16 protein-coding genes are annotated in these 16,190 nt (G+C 58.4%); 4 read left to right on the forward strand and 12 right to left on the reverse strand.

Features of this window, described 5'->3' with window-relative positions:
* Positions 1-75 precede the first annotated feature (75 nt).
* A complete protein-coding gene (locus GEOBRER4_RS19240; protein ID WP_185243598.1) occupies positions 76-786 on the forward strand; it encodes a DUF3108 domain-containing protein in 711 nt (236 codons plus the stop codon).
* A 103-nt stretch (positions 787-889) separates the two neighbouring features.
* Here the strand turns inward: GEOBRER4_RS19240 and GEOBRER4_RS19245 are convergent, their stop codons facing one another.
* A complete protein-coding gene (locus tag GEOBRER4_RS19245; protein ID WP_085814644.1) occupies positions 890-1,198 on the reverse strand; it encodes a hypothetical protein in 309 nt (102 codons plus the stop codon).
* A 385-nt stretch (positions 1,199-1,583) separates the two neighbouring features.
* Here GEOBRER4_RS19245 and GEOBRER4_RS19250 point away from each other — a divergent pair, with 385 nt between their 5' ends.
* Entirely contained in the window at positions 1,584-3,875 is a 2,292-nt protein-coding gene (locus GEOBRER4_RS19250; protein WP_185243599.1) for a nitric-oxide reductase large subunit, read from the forward strand.
* A 133-nt stretch (positions 3,876-4,008) separates the two neighbouring features.
* Here the strand turns inward: GEOBRER4_RS19250 and GEOBRER4_RS19255 are convergent, their stop codons facing one another.
* From GEOBRER4_RS19255 to GEOBRER4_RS19265, 3 genes are read right to left on the reverse strand one after another with little or no spacing between them, the layout of a single operon-like run.
* Positions 4,009-4,539 (reverse strand): spore maturation protein, encoded by a 531-nt coding sequence (locus tag GEOBRER4_RS19255; RefSeq protein ID WP_085814642.1) that lies wholly within the window; start codon positions 4,537-4,539, stop codon positions 4,009-4,011.
* Complete coding sequence (locus GEOBRER4_RS19260) at positions 4,536-5,111, reverse strand: nucleoside recognition domain-containing protein (protein ID WP_185243600.1); 576 nt, start codon at positions 5,109-5,111, stop codon at positions 4,536-4,538. The genes GEOBRER4_RS19255 and GEOBRER4_RS19260 overlap by 4 nt, the downstream gene beginning before the upstream one ends.
* Entirely contained in the window at positions 5,108-5,974 is an 867-nt protein-coding gene (locus GEOBRER4_RS19265) for a S66 peptidase family protein (protein ID WP_185243601.1), read from the reverse strand. The genes GEOBRER4_RS19260 and GEOBRER4_RS19265 overlap by 4 nt, the downstream gene beginning before the upstream one ends.
* 413 nt (positions 5,975-6,387) lie before the next feature.
* On the opposite strand from GEOBRER4_RS19265, the gene GEOBRER4_RS19270 reads away from it, so the two are divergent.
* Positions 6,388-7,752, forward strand: a complete 1,365-nt coding sequence (locus GEOBRER4_RS19270; protein ID WP_185243602.1) for a citrate (Si)-synthase — start codon at positions 6,388-6,390, stop codon at positions 7,750-7,752.
* Positions 7,753-7,890: 138 nt separating this feature from the next.
* Complete coding sequence (trhA, locus tag GEOBRER4_RS19275) at positions 7,891-8,535, forward strand: PAQR family membrane homeostasis protein TrhA (protein ID WP_185243603.1); 645 nt, start codon at positions 7,891-7,893, stop codon at positions 8,533-8,535.
* 21 nt (positions 8,536-8,556) lie between these two features.
* On the opposite strand, the gene GEOBRER4_RS19280 is transcribed toward trhA, so the two are convergent.
* The 8 genes from GEOBRER4_RS19280 to nuoI all read right to left on the reverse strand — a co-directional run bounded on the left by GEOBRER4_RS19280 (position 8,557) and on the right by nuoI (position 16,157).
* Positions 8,557-8,850 carry a J domain-containing protein gene (locus GEOBRER4_RS19280; RefSeq protein WP_185243604.1) on the reverse strand — a complete coding sequence of 98 codons (294 nt, stop codon included), beginning with the start codon at positions 8,848-8,850 and terminating at the stop codon, positions 8,557-8,559.
* A 78-nt stretch (positions 8,851-8,928) separates the two neighbouring features.
* Entirely contained in the window at positions 8,929-9,309 is a 381-nt protein-coding gene (locus GEOBRER4_RS19285; RefSeq protein ID WP_185243605.1) for a hypothetical protein, read from the reverse strand.
* 336 nt (positions 9,310-9,645) lie between these two features.
* Complete coding sequence (locus GEOBRER4_RS19290; RefSeq protein ID WP_085814635.1) at positions 9,646-11,100, reverse strand: NADH-quinone oxidoreductase subunit N; 1,455 nt, start codon at positions 11,098-11,100, stop codon at positions 9,646-9,648.
* Between the two features lie 32 nt (positions 11,101-11,132).
* Complete coding sequence (locus GEOBRER4_RS19295) at positions 11,133-12,740, reverse strand: NADH-quinone oxidoreductase subunit M (RefSeq protein WP_085814634.1); 1,608 nt, start codon at positions 12,738-12,740, stop codon at positions 11,133-11,135.
* A gap of 49 nt (positions 12,741-12,789) precedes the next feature.
* The gene (gene nuoL / locus GEOBRER4_RS19300; protein ID WP_185243606.1) at positions 12,790-14,793 is read right to left on the reverse strand and encodes an NADH-quinone oxidoreductase subunit L; all 2,004 of its coding nucleotides are present in this window, start codon (positions 14,791-14,793) and stop codon (positions 12,790-12,792) included.
* 127 nt (positions 14,794-14,920) lie between these two features.
* A complete protein-coding gene (gene nuoK, locus GEOBRER4_RS19305) occupies positions 14,921-15,223 on the reverse strand; it encodes an NADH-quinone oxidoreductase subunit NuoK (protein ID WP_085814632.1) in 303 nt (100 codons plus the stop codon).
* A gap of 21 nt (positions 15,224-15,244) precedes the next feature.
* Positions 15,245-15,748, reverse strand: coding sequence for an NADH-quinone oxidoreductase subunit J (locus tag GEOBRER4_RS19310; RefSeq protein WP_185243607.1), 504 nt, complete (start codon positions 15,746-15,748; stop codon positions 15,245-15,247).
* Between the two features lie 10 nt (positions 15,749-15,758).
* On the reverse strand, positions 15,759-16,157 hold the full coding sequence (nuoI, locus tag GEOBRER4_RS19315) for an NADH-quinone oxidoreductase subunit NuoI (protein WP_185243608.1): 399 nt from the start codon (positions 16,155-16,157) through the stop codon (positions 15,759-15,761).
* Positions 16,158-16,190 lie beyond the last annotated feature (33 nt).

Raw genomic sequence — 16,190 nt, forward strand, 5'->3', positions numbered from 1 at the left:
AAGCTGTAATCAACGAATACGTACTAGCTAAAATTTTTGCTATCATCTTTCGATTTCAGTGGTAGACTTCCCAAGATGAAACTTCATGCCCTTTTAATACAATCCATCCTTTTCGTCCTCATTTGGTGTTCATCGGCAGCCGCCATTGGACCTGAGAGGCTCGTCTACGACGTCAGCTGGTCCGGTCTTAATGCCGGGTCGGCCGTCCTCGAGGTGGCAGCGCAGGGGGACGACTTCCACATCCTCAACACCATCACCTCGAACTCCTTCGTCTCGGTCTTCTTTCGCATCGACGACAGGTCCGAATCCGTTGTCACCCGTACCGTAAAACCGAAATCGTTCCGGGAGAAGATAAGCGAGGGAAGGTTCCGCGCCCACAGGGAGGCGACCTTCAACTTCACCAGCCTCAAGGCAGAGAGCAAGGATTTGCTCAGCAACACGGTCAAGCGCGCCGACATCACTGCAAGGACCTACGACAACCTCTCCAGCATCTATTTCCTGCGCTCCCACCAACTGGCGCCGGGACAAACCATCTCCTTTGACATCTATGACACGAAGCAGCTATGGAAAGCCGAGGCAAAGGTCGTACACCGCGAGGAGATAACCACCCCGCGAGGGAAGATCAAGACCATCGTGGTAACGTCGCAACTGACCCGGGACGGTGTCCATGCCAAGGTCGGCAACCCTACCTTCTGGTTCACCGACGACAGCCAGCACATCCCCGTGCGCATCAAGACCCAGTTGAAGGTCGGCGAAATCACCCTGACCCTGGCGCGCGAGAAGTAGCGCCGTCCCCACTTGCCTTTTGCAGCTGGAGTGAACACAAAAAGGGGAGCCCTGACTATTCAGTCGAGGCTCCCCTTCTCTTTCAATCTATAGATCTATCTTCCTAGTTGCGTCTGCCGTGCTTGTCGTAATGCGACATTGTAGCATTGAGCAGGCTGCAGAGCTTGCAGACATCCCCTCCTGACCTGGGGAAGAGTTCGAAGTAGGTGGGCGCCTTTGGCTTTTGCAGGAGGTGAACGCAGGAAGCCAGCATCAAAAGAGCTACGGCAATGGCGTGGTATCCCAGGAGGGCGCTGTCATTGCTGTAGGCTTCTAGGAAGGAGCCGTACCAAGTGGGCATGCTGAAAGTAGTGTCTAACGTGCCAAGTGTTTCCATGATCCAAGAGCCGATCCTGCTTGCCAGTACATGCATAGCGTTTCTCCTGAGCATCTTGAAGCTATCGGTTTTTCAACGTATCTGACTCCCTTACTGCGTACACTGGTTCATCGATGCGGACGTCCTGCCGCCGGGCCTGCCTGCCTTACTAACGCGTCTTTTTTCCCATCGGTTTATCACACTAGGCATATATCGGCGTAGTTGCCAGAAACTAAAGAGTTTTTTCTTCGGCCATGCATTTTTATTCATTCCCGCTCATTTTCTATGCTTCTGGCAGCACCTCCAGCCATGGTCTTTTTTCCCAACGGTAGCACCGATTAAGCTCGGGGAATTCCTTGCATCACCGACGGGGCGACCTAGAATATCCCGATAGGGCATTAGGGAATGCGCACACAGAAGGATCTCAGATGAGGAGGCAGCTATGCATGAACGCGAACAGAACATGGTCCTTGGAAGAGGATGGCTGCTCGCAGCAGTCGTCACCTTTGTCTTCGGGTTTGCCGTCTTGGGCTACCTCGCCTTCCGCAACAACACCGAAGGCCCGCCTATTCCCCGTGAAGTGCGCTCTTCAGAGGGCCAGGTTCTCTTCACCGGAGACGACATCAAAGAAGGACAGCACCTGTTCCAGAGGTACGGGCTGATGCAGTACGGCACCCTCTTCGGGCACGGCGCCTACCTCGGGCCCGACTTCACCGCGCAATACCTGCGCATCAGCGGGGAAAAAGCGAGGCTCTCCTACACCGAGCAGAAACTCTCCCCGGCAGAGGCAAGTGAAAGGGTGCGCTCCGAGGCGAAACAAAACAGCTACGACCCGGAACAGAGCGTGATCACCTACACGCCAACCCAGGCGGCGGCTTACCGGGAGATGATCTCCTACTACCGCGACTGGTTCGGGCCATCCTCGACGCAGCAAGGGTTGCGGCGCCCCTACCTGAAGGACCCCGAAGAGGTCCGCAAGCTCACCTCCTATTTTTCCTGGGCCGCCTGGGTCTGCGCCGCGACGCGTCCGGGCACCAACCACTCCTATACCAACAACTGGCCCCCCGACAGCCTCGCCGGAAATCAGCCCACCCCTGGCGTCCTGATGTGGAGCGTGATCAGCCTGGTAGCCCTTCTTTGCGGGACCGGCCTGATCCTCTTCGTGTTCGGCCGCTTCGAGTGGCTCGGGTGGCATGCCTCAGACACGGAACTGGCCGCCACGCACCCCGTCCCGGAAGAAGTGCCCCTGACCCCTTCGCAGCGTACGGTCAGCTGGTACTTCCTCGTGGTGGCCCTGCTGTTTTTGCTCCAGGGACTCCTTGGCGGCGTCAACGCCCACTACCACGTCGAGCGGGCCGGCTTTTACGGGCTCTCGCTTGCCGAATGGCTCCCCTACAACCTCTCCAGGATGTGGCATGTGCAGCTGGCGCTATTTTTCGTCGCCTCCAGCTTCCTCGCCATGGGGATCTTCCTCACCCCCATGATCGCCGGGAAAGAGCCGCGGCACCAGGACAAGCTCTCCCTGGTCCTGCTGGGCGCGCTGGTGGTGGTAGTTTTCGGTTCCTTGTCGGGTGAAGCAGTGAGCCTGCAAGGTCTTCTGGGCACCAGCAGCCCCTGGTTCTGGATTGGGTCCCAGGGATGGGAATACCTCGACCTCGGTCGCCTTTGGCAGATCCTGCTGACCGCGGGGATGCTCATCTGGTTGCTGATACTCGTCCGCGGCATGCTGGACAGGCTGAAGGGGGAGCACCCCGGCAACATGCCGTGGCTTTTCATCTACAGCGCCATCTCCATACCCCTTTTCTACGCCGCCGGGATGTTCTACGGCAAGGGAACCCCCTTCAACCAGATCGAGTTCTGGAGATTCTGGGTGGTTCATCTCTGGGTGGAGGATTTCCTGGAGCTCTTCACCACCATCATGGTGGCCTATGTCTTCATGCTCCTCGGTGTGGTCAGGGCGCGGGTGGCAACGACCATCGTCTACCTCGACATCATCCTCTACTCTATAGGGGGCGTGATCGGCACCATGCACCACCTCTATTTCAGCGGCACGCCCGAAGTCCACATGGCGCTCGGCGCCTTCTTCTCGGCCATGGAAGTGATCCCCCTGCTGCTCCTCACCTACGAGGCCTGGAAGTTCATGCGGCTGGGAGCTCCCGCGGGGGGCTCCATGCTGAGCACCACGGCGGAGATGTTCCCGCACAAGTGGGCGGTGATGTTCCTCATCGCCGTGGGATTCTGGAATTTCCTCGGGGCGGGCGTCTTCGGTTTCCTGATCAACCTCCCCATCGTCAGCTACTACGAGATCGGCACGCAGTGGACCGCCAACCACGGTCACGCCGCCATGATGGGCGTCTACGGGATGCTTTCGCTCGGCTTCTTCATGTTCGTGGCCCGCTACTTCCTCCCTCTGGACAAGGCCAGCAACACGGCCATGGGGATCGCCTTCTGGTGCACCAACCTGGGGCTTGCCCTGATGCTCTTCATAAACCTCTTCCCGGTCGGGATGCTGCAGATCAACCAGATCCTCGCCACCTCGTACTGGGAGGGGCGCGAGCCGGCCTTCTTCATGCTCCCGATGGTGCGGATCTTCGAATGGCTGCGGCTGCCCGGCGACGCGCTCTTCATCATCGGCATCCTGCCGGTCGTCTACCTCGCCGTACGCATGTTCCTGAACCGCAACCGAGGAGTTGCAGCCCCTGCGGCAGCCAAGCAGGGTAAAACAGCACCATGATCGAGCTGCTGCGACAGCAGCCCCCCGCAGCTATGTAGCGTAATTGAAGCTAGGTTCCATCGTGAAAAAAGGCCGCCTCTGATCAGAGGCGGCCTTTTTTGGCTATAACACAGGGGCTCCCGAAAGCCTGCAGCTACAAAAGCCACCTCACCACGGCGACAGCCACGACGATGCCGATAAAGTCTGCGGTCAGGCAGACCGGAACCAGGTACCTGGTCTTCTTGATGCCGACCGTGCCTAGGTAGACCGCCAGAACGTAAAAGGTCGTTTCTGCGCTCCCCATGATGACCGCCGTCATCTTTGTTGCCACGGACTCGGGACCGGTCGTCTTTACTATGTCGGTGAAAAGCGCCGTCGAGGCGCTTCCCGACAGGGGCTTGATGATGGCCATGGAAACGACTTCGATGGGGATCCCGGCGAAGGAGAAGAGCTGGTAGAAGCCGTTTCTCAAGGCGTCGAAGGCGCCCGAGGCCTGGAATCCCTTGATCACGATGAAGATGGTCAGAAGGTACGGGAAGATGCTCAGGATGATCCCCGGCCCTTCCTTCGCCCCGGCGACGAACGAATCGTAGACGCGAACCTTCTTGAAGGTGCCGTACCAGATGGTGAACAGGATGAACAACGGGATGATGAGCAGCGAGAGGTAATTGATGCCTTCGATCATTTGAGCACCTTCCTGAATCCGAACAGTATCAGTAGCGCCGTCACCGCGGATATCACCGTGGCGATAAGCACAGGGAGCACCACCCCCGCGGGGTTGGCTGCGTTGTAACTGGCGAGAATCCCGATGACCGAGAAGGGGATCAACTGGATGCTGGCTGTGTTGAGGACGATGAAGATCATCATCTCGAAGGTTATCTCCCCCTTGTGCTCGTTCAGGGTGTCGAGCTCCTGCATCGCCTTGATCCCCAGCGGCGTCGCGGCGTTGCCGAGGCCGAAGAGGTTCGCCAGCACGTTCAAGGTGATGGCGCTGATGGAGGGGTGGTCGCCAGGAATATTCCGGAAAAGACGCGAGATGACCGGCTTGAACAGGTGTGCGATGCGGTAGATGAGTCCCGAATCCTCAAGGATCCTGGTGATCCCCATCCACACCGACACGATCCCCAGGAGAAACAGCGAAACCTCGACGGCTGACTTGGCGCCTTCGAAGATCGATTTAGTGAACGCCTCCAGGTTCCCGGTGCATATGGCAAAGACGATGCTGACTGAAAAGAGGATCAACCAGACCGCGTTCATGGACGCACCCCCGGAAGCTCCAGCTTCCTTATCACCAGTTGCTTCTTCCGCGTGTCGAGCTCCACCTCCGCTCCCACCGGCATGGTTATCTTGTCGGGGACATGGCCGATGTGGGGGCAATGGACCACGGGAATGCCAAGTTCCATCTGCGAGGCCAGGATCTGGAAAACCTCCCTGCTCTTCAGGCCGCCGAAATCCCCGAGGATGATCCCCTTCACCCCTTTGAGCTTCCCGGCCAGTATCCACTGGGTCAGGGCGCGGTCCACCTTGTGCAGCTTTTCGTCGACCTCCTCCAGAAAGAGGATAGAGTTCTCCGTCTCCATCTCCCAGTCAGTGTCAATCAGCGCTGTAAGCGTCACCAGGTTCCCCCCTTTGAGGATGCCGGCGGCGCTGCCGTGACGGTACACCTTCACCGGCGCCCCGTGGAACAGGTTCTTCTCCGGATAGCCCCTCACCGCGTTCATGAAGGATCCGACGGTGAACGCGGTCGGGGCGTTCAGGCTGACCAGCATGGGCGCATGAAGCGTCACCATTCCCGTCCGTTCATGAATGGGGTTCAGAAGGGCCGTCAGGTCGCTGAAGCCGGCGATGATCTTCGGGTGCTTCCTGAGGTGATCAAAATCGATGAACGGCAGGGATTTCATGGCGCTGTAACCGCCGCGCAGGGCGAGGATCATGTCGGTGCCCGTGTCGGCGCAGGCGTGGTGTATCTGGTCAGCCTTTTCTTGGGGCGAGGGGAGCATGGTCGGGAAGTGCGGGTTCAGGACGTTGAAGCCAAGCTTCGACAACTGCCTGACCCCGGCGGTGAATTCACGCTTTTTCTTGATCAGGTAGCTGGGCGAAATGATATAGACATTGTTCACTCAATACCTCTCCATCTGTAAATACCGTTGTCAGCCATGCCATCCCATTGGGAAGCATACCGAGCCGACAACACGCGGTATTGTTACATTCTCGCCCACTCCACCGCAAGTCAAAAACCCGACCTCCCGCCGCAAACTTCACCTCCGGCATAAATACACCCCCGCCTCACCAACGTTTTTCCCTGTATCTGGGCCTGCCGGCGTTGTCAGAGCCGGGACCCTTGCTCTGCTGCGTACTCTTAAATCTGCACACAAATAACAGTTAAGATATTTACATTGGGGAAAATTACTATATCGTATATGTCGTGGCTCGGCCGCCTGGCGCGGCCTGACATGAGGGTGAGAAGAGCGTGCTGGATCTGTCACGGGCGGAGTCTTCGCCTTAACCTTAACGCAAGAAAGGAGAACAGGACATGACACAGCTGAAAGACAGGCTAAAGGAAAAGATCGAGGCACACCGCCCCCGCATCGCCCGGCTGACTAAAGAGTTTGGCTCAGTCATAATCGACAAGGTAGACATAGCGCAATGCATTGGCGGTGCCCGTGATATCAGATGCCTTGTTACAGACATCTCGTATCTTGATCCGCAGGAAGGGATCCGTTTCAGAGGCAAGACCATCCCTGAGACTTTCGAGGCCCTCCCCAAGGCAGCCGGCTCCGAATACCCCACGGTGGAATCGTTCTGGTATTTCCTCCTCACAGGGGAGGTCCCGACCCCCGAGCAGGTGCAGGACGTTGAGACCGAGTTCAAGACGCGCCAGCAGGTTCCGGAGTATGTGTTCCAGGCTCTGCGCGCGCTCCCGCTGGACAGCCACCCCATGGTGATGCTCTCCTCCGGCATCCTTGCCATGCAAAGAGACTCCAAGTTCGCGGCCGTCTACAGCAGCGGCAAGTTCAACAAGATGACAGCCTGGGAGCATGTCTACGAGGACGCAAGCGACATAGTGGCCCGCATCCCTGTCCTGGCTGCCTTCATTTACAATCTCAAGTACCGGGGCGACAAGCAGATCCCCATCGATCCGAAACTTGACCTGGGTGCAAATTTCGCCCACATGATCGGCCAAAGCGAGCAGTACAAGGACGTGGCGCGCATGTACTTCATCCTCCACTCCGACCACGAATCTGGCAACGTCTCGGCACACACCACCCACCTGGTCCACTCTGCCCTTTCCGACCCCTATTACGCCTATGCCGCTGGCCTCAACGGGCTTGCGGGACCACTTCATGGCCTGGCCAACCAGGAGGTGCTGGGATGGATCCTGGAATTCCAGAAGAAGCTAAACGGTGCGGAACCTACCAAGGAGAACGTGACTGCAGCCTTGTGGGAAACGCTCAATGCCGGGCAGGTGGTGCCGGGCTACGGACACGCAGTCCTCAGAAAGACTGACCCGCGCTACATGGCCCAGCGCGAGTTCTGTTTGAAAACAGAAGGTCTCAAGGATGACAAGCTCTTCAAGCTAGTCTCAATGATCTTCGAGACCGCCCCTGGCGTTTTAACCGAACATGGCAAGACGAAGAACCCGTGGCCCAACGTTGACGCGCAATCCGGCGTCATCCAGTGGTACTACGGCCTGAAGGAATGGGATTTCTACACCGTGCTCTTCGGGGTCGGGCGTGCTTTGGGGTGCATGGCGAACGTAACCTGGGACCGCGGCCTTGGCTATGCCATCGAGAGACCCAAATCGGTCACCACTGAGATGCTGGAGACCTGGGCCGCCGCCGGAGGACGGGACACCAACACGACTGCCGCCCCCCACCCGCCAACGCCTAAAGCGTAAAGTAGCCTGGCAACTAAAGAGGGGCCGCCTGTGGCGCTGGAAGTTTCTCCCCCTAGCGCCGAGGCTGGCCCCTGTTGTAATCACTTCCTATTCGGGCTCTCCTTTTCATCCGCGATGCAGGACGGGGCAGGTCATTAGATGGATACAGTCAAGCGTCAGCAATCGGTAGGAGAAGAAATCGCCAACAGCCTCAGCCATGCTGTGGGGTTGATCGCAGCCATTGCCGCGACTCCGCCGCTGCTATCCAGGGCGTTCAGCCTTGGACAGAAGGGATATGCCGTCGGTACGGCGATATATGCCGCAACCATGGTGCTGCTCTATCTTGCCTCCTCTATCTACCACGCCATGCCGCAGGGGAAACTGAAGGAGTTGTTCAAGACCATAGAGCACTCCGCCATATATCTCCTGATAGCCGGTACCTACACGCCGTTTTCCCTCGGTGCGCTGCGCGGCCCCTGGGGATGGACCCTCCTGTCGCTGGTCTGGACCTTCGCCCTGGTTGGAGTGGTGTGGAAGTTCTGCCAAAAGATGCCGCGGCCGGTAGCGTCCACCATCCTCTACCTGGCTATGGGGTGGCTCATCATCGTGGCGGCGAAACCGTTGCTAAGCCGCGTGCCGCTGGCCGGCCTTCTGTGGATAGCCGCCGGCGGCGCTGCGTACACGCTGGGCGTCGTTTTCTTCGCCTACGATTCCCGCCTGCGTTTCGGCCACTTCATCTGGCACCTGTTCGTCATGGCGGGGACCGCCTGCCACTTCTGCGCCATAGCCTGGTACGCCTTGTGACCTCCGCGTTGGCCATACCGGCTATCCCTTCCCCCATAAAGCCGCGTCCATGAACTGTCGCCGCAGGCGCTCTTCAGGGTTCTGTTCGTAGAACTCCTCCTCGCTGAAGGAGAAACGGTATTCCGCTAGGTATTCCTGCAGCACCTTGTTTGCTGCATTTACCCTCCGGATCATGTCGGGATCACCACCTGAGCCACCGGCATCGGGGTGATGCCGTTTTACCAGTTCCCTATGCCGGGCCTTGATTTCCGTGAGGCTCGCCCGTTCACCGAGCCCTAATACCCTCAACGCTTCCTGCAGGTCGGCGTAGGTCATCACATTCCTCGACTCGCGCTCAACTTGTCCTCAACTCCCCTCAACGTAGAAGTATCGCAAGGTAAGAGGGACATAGCTTTACTCAAGCGTCTTCACATCCACGACGTAGTACTCTGATTCTCCGAAACAGTTAGTGGGAATACCCTTATGTTGCTCGTAGGTAAGAGATACCTTTTTGCCGAGCGTCGCATTGATTTTTGCAACCACCGCATCGTCCCGCACGGAGAACGGGAACCTTTCCGGAATCGAGCCAGGGACCGGCAACATCTGCAGTTCACCTTCCCACGTCTTGCAGACCCACCCTTTTTCGGAAAATTTCTGGACGTACCCGACCCTGTCCCCCTTAGAGAAGCTGAAGTGTAGCGCCGCATAAACATACGCCACGAAAAGAAGAAGGACTGCGAGTATCAGTCCCGCAACTACCTTAATGGCTTTACTTCCGATTTCAGCAGCAGTCACTTTTCCCTCTACCTTTTCAGACTGATGAATTTTACATCTGATAGAGGATCACCCCTATCCCCTGCAAGTAACAATGTTACCAGATGAGAAAGATTCATTTAGGGTTATTGGGAAAATAGGTGCTCTGAGTGAAAAATTTCCAGTCAAAGGAAAACCATACCTTCAGCGTGCGGTTTTATGTTTGCCGGCCACCATCTTCTGCTTGCTGCAAAAAACCTTCATCCTGCATAGCCTGGTGCGGTATTCAGAATAGGGAGGGGTGCCGTTGAGAGGGGAAACGCAAAGAGGGCACCCGCTGCCGGGTGCCCTCTTTGAATTTGCTTCTTGTCGACTGTCTTAGAACAGCACTGCCTTCTGTGCCAGTTCGAGGACGGTGCCCGGAACAACGCCGAGAGCCAGGGTCGCGCCGACTGCCACGAGGAGGCAGAGGGCGACAGCCGGGGTGGCGCCAGCCCAGTCGAACTCTTCGGTCGGATCCTTCATGTACATGAACACCAGCACGCGCAGGTAGTAGTATAGGGAGGCTGCGGAGTTCAGCACGCCGATGATGGCCAGCCAGATGTAGCCGGACTTGATGGCGGCGGAGAAGAGGTAGAACTTCCCGATGAAGCCCGCGGTCGGCGGCATGCCGGCCAGGGAGAGCAGGAAGATGGAGAGGATGGCGGCCAGAAGCGGTTTCTTGTGGCCGAAACCAGCCATATCCTGCACGTTGCCGTTGCTCTCGCCTTTCTTGCCGATCAGAACGATGACGGCGAAGGCGCCGATGTTCATGAACGCATAGGAGAGCATGTAGAAGAGTATGCCTGCAGCGCCCTCAGCGTTGGTGGCGGTGAAACCGACCAGAGCGTACCCTGCGTGTGCGATGGAGGAGTAAGCCAGCATCCTTTTCACGTTGTCCTGGGACAGCGCGATGATGTTACCCACGGTCATGGTGAGGACGGCGAGGATCCAGAGAAGCTGGCCCCACTCTGCTTTCAGCATCGGGAAGGCGAAGATCATCACCCTGATGAAGGCGGCAAAGCCGGCAGCTTTCGGGCCCGCGGACATGAACGCGGTGACCGGGGTCGGAGCGCCCTGGTAGACGTCCGGGGTCCACATGTGGAACGGTGCGGCGGCGACCTTGAAGCTGAAGCCAGTGGCGATCAGCAGCATGCCGACCACGAAGAGCGGGTTGGTTGCCACACTCGGGTTCCCCATGACATAGGCGGAGATGGCCTGGATCTTGGTGCTCCCGGTAGCGCCGTAGGTGAGCGCCATGCCGTAGAGCAGGAAGCCGGTGGAGAAGGCACCCAAAAGGAAGTACTTGAGACCGGCCTCGTTAGACTTCACGCTGGAGCGGTTGAAGCCGGCCAGCACATACAGGCAGATGGAGAGGAGCTCGAGACCGAGGAAGATCACCATCATGTCGGTCCCGGCCGCCATCAGCATCATACCGACGGTCGCGAAAAGGATCAGGGGATAGAGCTCGCCCTGGTTGCACTCTTCCTGGGCCATGTACCTGTCCGAGATCAGGACGGCAAGACCGGCGGAGATCAGGAAGATGATCTTGAAGAAGGTGGCGAAGTTGTCCTGCACCACAGAGCCGTTGAACGCTGATACCGACGGCCCCCACCCGTTGACCACGCTTGCCGCGGTAACTGCGAGGCCGATGATGCTCAAGTAACCAAGGTAGGCCTTGTTGTTGCCCGGCACGAAGACGTTGACGAGCAGCAGTACCATGGCGATGCATGAGAGTAGGATCTCAGGCATGACCACTGCCAGGTTTATGGCCGGCATAGCAATTGTTTCCATCTATAATCCTCCGTCAGCTAGTTCTAAGCGGTCTATTTTACTTCTTGGGTTGCGGGGAGAGCCGGATGCCCTTCGGGAAGGCCCGGAACTGCTACGTGCCCTGCCGGAAGCTGCGGCGCGGCCGGTGCTGCTACTTGTGCCACCTGCTTCTGCACCTTGGTCTGAGCGATCAACCTGTCGATCGACGGAGCCATGGAGTCGATGATCGGGCGCGGGTAGACGCCCAGGAAGAAGATGAGGAAAAGAAGCGGCAGCATGATCGCTACTTCCCTTGCGTTCAGGTCCTTCAGGGTCTGGTTTTTCGGGTTCTTCAGCTCGCCGAACATGACCCTCTGGAACATCCAGAGCATGTAGACGGCGGAGAGGATGACGCCGGAGGTGGCGATGACCGCGTACCAGCGGAGTTCGCTCTCGAAGGAGCCCAGGAGCACCAGGAACTCGCCGACGAAGCCGTTGGTCCCCGGCAGGCCGATGGAGGAGAAGGTGACGATCATGAACATGGTGGCGAAAACCGGCATCTGCTTGGCGAGGCCGCCGAAGTCGGAGATCTGACGAGTGTGACGGCGCTCGTAGATGAATCCGACGATAAGGAACAATGCGCCGGTGGAAACGCCGTGGTTGAGCATCTGCAGCATGCCGCCGGTGACCCCCTGGGTGTTGAGGGCGTAGAGGCCGAGCATAACGAAGCCAAGGTGCGCTACGGAAGAGTAGGCGACCAGTTTCTTGACGTCCTGCTGCACCATGGCGACCAGCGAGGCGTAGATGATGCCGATCACGGACAGGGTTGCGATGAGCGGGGTGAACTGCGCGCTTGCTTCCGGGAAGAGCGGCATGGCGAAGCGAACGTAACCGTAGGTACCGCACTTCAGCATGACGGCTGCCAGGATAACGGAGCCAGCGGTCGGAGCCTCGGTATGTGCGTCAGGCAACCAGGTGTGCAGCGGGAACATCGGGACCTTGATGGCAAAGGCCAGTGCGAAGGCCAGGAACATCCACATCTGGGTGGTCGGGTCGAGGTTCAGTTCCCAGAAGCGCAGGATGCTGAAGTCGCCGCCGCCAGCCTTGAAGTAGAGGGAGATCAATGCGACCAGCATGAGGAGCGAGCCGACCGCGGTGTAGATGAAGAACTTGACTGCAGCGTAGATCCTGTTCTTGCCGCCCCAGATACCGATCATGAAGTACATCGGGATCAGCATCACTTCCCAGTAGATGTAGAAGAGGAAGAGGTCGATCGAGATAAAGGTACCGACCATGCCGACTTCGAGCAGCAAGAGGCAGATCATGTATTCCTTCACCTTCTCTTCAACCGCCGTGTAGGTGGAGAGGATGGCGATCGGCATGATGAAGGTGGTGAGGATGACGAGCCAGAGGCTGATGCCGTCGATGCCCAGGTGATAGCTCATCTGGAAGGGGCCGGCCGCGATCCAGGGCACGTTCTCGATGAACTGGAAGCCGCCGATGTCGGTCCCCGGTGCGTTGTACCCCGTGATCAGAGGCAGCGAGAGGACGAACGTCACCACCGTCACCGCCATGGCAACGGAACGGAGCACGCCGTGGCTGTTTTTGTTCACAAAGAGGAGGAGAATCGCCCCGATCAGCGGTGTGAAGGTTATTATGCTCAGTAACGGTAGCTGGTTCATTTACTCTGCTCCTTTTACTTACAGGTCAAAATTATCTTAAATCTGAATCTTAGCGGAAGAGATACACGCCTACGATGACCACCACGCCGATCACCATGGAGAAGGCGTAGTTGTGAACGAAGCCGGTCTGCACGTAGCGCAGGATGCCGCTGAAGCCGCGGACGACCGCCGCCACCCCGTTCACGATGCCGTCGACCAGCACCACGTCGAACCCTTTCCAGAGGAAGTTGCCCAGGGCCTTGCAGGGGTTGACGAACATGAAGTCGTAGATTTCGTCGATGTACCACTTGTTGTACACGGCGCGGTGCAGGACCGGGAAGGTCGCCACGAACTTCTCGGGGACGCTCGGAGCGATCAGGTACAGGCCTGCTGCCAGGCCGATGCCGGCGCAGGCGATGACCACGGAGGTGCCCATGAGGCCCCACTCGACAGCGTGGCTCGGGTGCGCGCCGTGTACGTTGTGCAGCACGTATGCGTTGGAGTAGGCGAAGACCGGCTCCAGGTAGTGCTCGAAGTAGTTCGGGAGACCGCCCAGCACGTCGCCGAGGATCTTGGGCACGCCGATCCAGCCGCCGACCAGGGAGAGGAAGGCAAGGCAGACCAGCGGCACGGTGATGACCCAGGGGGACTCGTGCAGGTGGTGGAAGGCCTTCTCGGAGAGACGGGTCTGGCCGAAGAAGGTCATGAACACCAGGCGGAACATGTAGAAGGCGGTGAGACCTGCGGCTACCGCGCCGCAGCCCCACAGCACGAGGTTCGCGCTGCCGTGGTGCGGGTTGGCGAACGCCTGCCAGAGGATCTCGTCCTTGGAGAAGAAGCCGGCGAAGCCCGGGATACCTGCGATGGCGATGGTCGCTATCAGGAAGGTCAGGAAGGTGATGGGCATCTTGGACTTGAGCCCGCCCATGTTCCTCATGTCCTGCGGGTCGGCCTCGGAGTGCTCGTGGTGCAGCGCGTGGTGCATGGCGTGGATGACGGAGCCGGAACCGAGGAACAGGCAGGCCTTGAAGAAGGCGTGGGTCATCAGGTGGAACACGCCGGCGGTGAAGGCGCCGACACCCATGGCCAGGAACATGTAGCCGAGCTGGGAAACGGTGGAGTATGCAAGGACGCGCTTGATGTCGTTCTGCGCGGTGCCGATGGTCGCCGCGAAGAGGGCGGTGGCGGCGCCGACGCAGGCGATGACGAGCAGCGCGGTCGGGCTCTTGATGTAGATGAAGTTCATGCGGGCGATCATGTAGACGCCGGCGGTGACCATGGTGGCCGCGTGGATGAGGGCGGAAACCGGTGTCGGGCCTTCCATCGCGTCAGGGAGCCAGGTGTAGAGCGGGATCTGCGCGGACTTGCCGGTTGCGCCCAGGAAGAAGCAGAGGCAGACGGTGGTCACGACGGCACCCGGCACCAGAAGGTCGGCGTTCTTGGCGAGCTCCACGAAGTTGATGGTCCATACGTTGTGGTTGACACCCAGGTACCAGAAGAGGGTGAAGAGGCCGAGCAGGAAGCCGAAGTCGCCGATCCTGTTCATCACGAACGCCTTCTTGCCCGCGTCGCCGGCAGACTTCTTGTGGAAGTAGTAGCCGATCAGCAGGTAGGAGCAGAGGCCCACGCCCTCCCAGCCGATGAACATGAGGAGCAGGTTGTTGCCCGCTACCAGGCAGAGCATGGAGAAGGTGAAGAGGTTCAGGTAGCAGAAGTAGCGGTAGAACCCTTCCTCGCCGTGCATGTAGCCGATGGAGTAGAGGTGGATCAGGAAGCCGATCCCCGTTACGATCATCAGCATGGTTGCGGAGAGCGGATCGATCAGGAAGCCGATGTCGGCCTTGAAGTTGCCTGACTGGATCCAGGTGAAGATGGTCTTCTGGAACACCCTCTCCTCACCCGGCAGACTAAGGAGCTGGAAGAGGATTCCGCAGGCGACCAGGAAGGAGCAGAAGACTGCCCCGGCTGCGATCCCACCGATGACCGTTTCGTTTTTAATCTTCTTGCCGAGTAGGCCGTTGATGACCGAGCCGATGAGAGGGCACAGTGGGATCAACCATACTAAATCAAACATCCCTGACTCCTTTATATCTGTAGTTCTTGAATTTCTTCAGCGGAGCGGCTGGAGAGCCGCGATCAAATCAATCAGCAACCAATCGCGGCGCAAAACGCCGCTCCTGCAACGCTTCGGAGCTTTCGCCCTAGAGCTTCATCAGGTTGATGTCTTCGACGTCGATGGACTCGCGGTTCTTGAAGAAGGCGATCATCAGGGCGAGGCCTACGGCTGCCTCGGCGGCGGCGACGGTCATGACGAAGAAGACGAAGACCTGGCCGTCGATGTTCCCCAGGTGCCTGGAGAAGGCGATGAAGGTGAGGTTCACCGCGTTCAGCATCATCTCGATGCACATGAAGATGACGATGGCGTTTCTCCTCGTCAGGACGCCGATGGTCCCGATGGAGAAGAGAATGGCCGAGAGTATCAGGTAGTTTTCGATCGCTAGCATGTCAGTACCCCTTCTGTAGCGTTAAATTTTCTTTTTGGCCAGGATCACTGCGCCGACGATCGCGGCCAGGAGCAGCACCGAGGTGATCTCGAACGGGAGCAGGAAGTCGGTGAAGAGCGCCTTGCCTATCAGCTCGACGTGGCCGACGCTGATGATCTGCGCCTTGTCCATGGTGCCGGTCGCGCCGGTCATGGAACCCTTCGAGAGGAACCAGACGGTCTGGAACAGCGCGAAGAGACCCAGCACGCTACCCGCGAACACCGCGTGGCTGCCGCGCTTGCCGCTCTCCGCCCTTACGTTAAGGAGCATGATGACGAAGATGATCAGAACCATGATGGCCCCGGCGTACACGATCACCTGGGTGGCCGCCATGAAGGGGGCATCCAGCATGACGTAGAAGGTCGCCAGGCAGAAGAAGGTCATCACCAGCGAAAGTGCGCTGTTGATCGGGTTTTTGCAGGTGACCACCAGGATGCTGGAAATAACGGCCACCGCAGCCACGACGAGAAAGAAGATCGATTCCATTGCTGCTCCTTTATTTCTTTTCTAAGAGTCTCTCTTTGGTAAAGGTGAAGTCGGCGCGCGTGTAGTTGGCGAGCTCGAACTGTTCCGTCATACGGATGGCGTCCACCGGGCACGCCTCCACACAGTAGCCGCAGAAGATGCAGCGCAGCATATCGATCTCGTATTTGGCCGCATACTTGTCGTGATTCTGGTCCTCGCCCGCTTCGACCGTGATGCACTTGGCCGGGCAGACAGTGGGGCAGAGGTAGCAGGCAACGCACTTCGCCTTGTCGTGGGATACGTTCAGCGCATGCAGCCCGCGGAAAGTGTTGGCGATCTGCGGCCGCTCGGTCGGGTACTGCAGGGTGACCGGCTTTTTGAACATATGTGATAAAGTAATCTGAAGACCTTTAATGAGCGGCATTATCATTTGCAGCACCTCGCCTTGTAGTGTGTTTCTAGA

Origin of the sequence: Citrifermentans bremense, assembly GCF_014218275.1 — a bacterium.
GTDB classification, from domain to species: domain Bacteria; phylum Desulfobacterota; class Desulfuromonadia; order Geobacterales; family Geobacteraceae; genus Geomonas; species Geomonas pelophila.

Coding starts and splice junctions, on each gene's coding strand:
- trhA (WP_185243603.1), top strand. CDS start 7,891: ATGGATACAGTCAAGCGTCAGCAATCGGTAGGAGAAGAAATCGCCAAC.
- GEOBRER4_RS19250 (WP_185243599.1), top strand. CDS start 1,584: ATGCATGAACGCGAACAGAACATGGTCCTTGGAAGAGGATGGCTGCTC.
- nuoI (WP_185243608.1), bottom strand. CDS start 16,157: ATGATAATGCCGCTCATTAAAGGTCTTCAGATTACTTTATCACATATG.
- GEOBRER4_RS19280 (WP_185243604.1), bottom strand. CDS start 8,850: ATGACCTACGCCGACCTGCAGGAAGCGTTGAGGGTATTAGGGCTCGGT.
- GEOBRER4_RS19295 (WP_085814634.1), bottom strand. CDS start 12,740: ATGAACCAGCTACCGTTACTGAGCATAATAACCTTCACACCGCTGATC.
- nuoK (WP_085814632.1), bottom strand. CDS start 15,223: ATGCTAGCGATCGAAAACTACCTGATACTCTCGGCCATTCTCTTCTCC.
- GEOBRER4_RS19260 (WP_185243600.1), bottom strand. CDS start 5,111: ATGAACGCGGTCTGGTTGATCCTCTTTTCAGTCAGCATCGTCTTTGCC.
- GEOBRER4_RS19310 (WP_185243607.1), bottom strand. CDS start 15,748: ATGGAATCGATCTTCTTTCTCGTCGTGGCTGCGGTGGCCGTTATTTCC.
- nuoL (WP_185243606.1), bottom strand. CDS start 14,793: ATGTTTGATTTAGTATGGTTGATCCCACTGTGCCCTCTCATCGGCTCG.
- GEOBRER4_RS19255 (WP_085814642.1), bottom strand. CDS start 4,539: ATGATCGAAGGCATCAATTACCTCTCGCTGCTCATCATCCCGTTGTTC.
- GEOBRER4_RS19240 (WP_185243598.1), top strand. CDS start 76: ATGAAACTTCATGCCCTTTTAATACAATCCATCCTTTTCGTCCTCATT.
- GEOBRER4_RS19245 (WP_085814644.1), bottom strand. CDS start 1,198: ATGCATGTACTGGCAAGCAGGATCGGCTCTTGGATCATGGAAACACTT.
- GEOBRER4_RS19270 (WP_185243602.1), top strand. CDS start 6,388: ATGACACAGCTGAAAGACAGGCTAAAGGAAAAGATCGAGGCACACCGC.
- GEOBRER4_RS19290 (WP_085814635.1), bottom strand. CDS start 11,100: ATGGAAACAATTGCTATGCCGGCCATAAACCTGGCAGTGGTCATGCCT.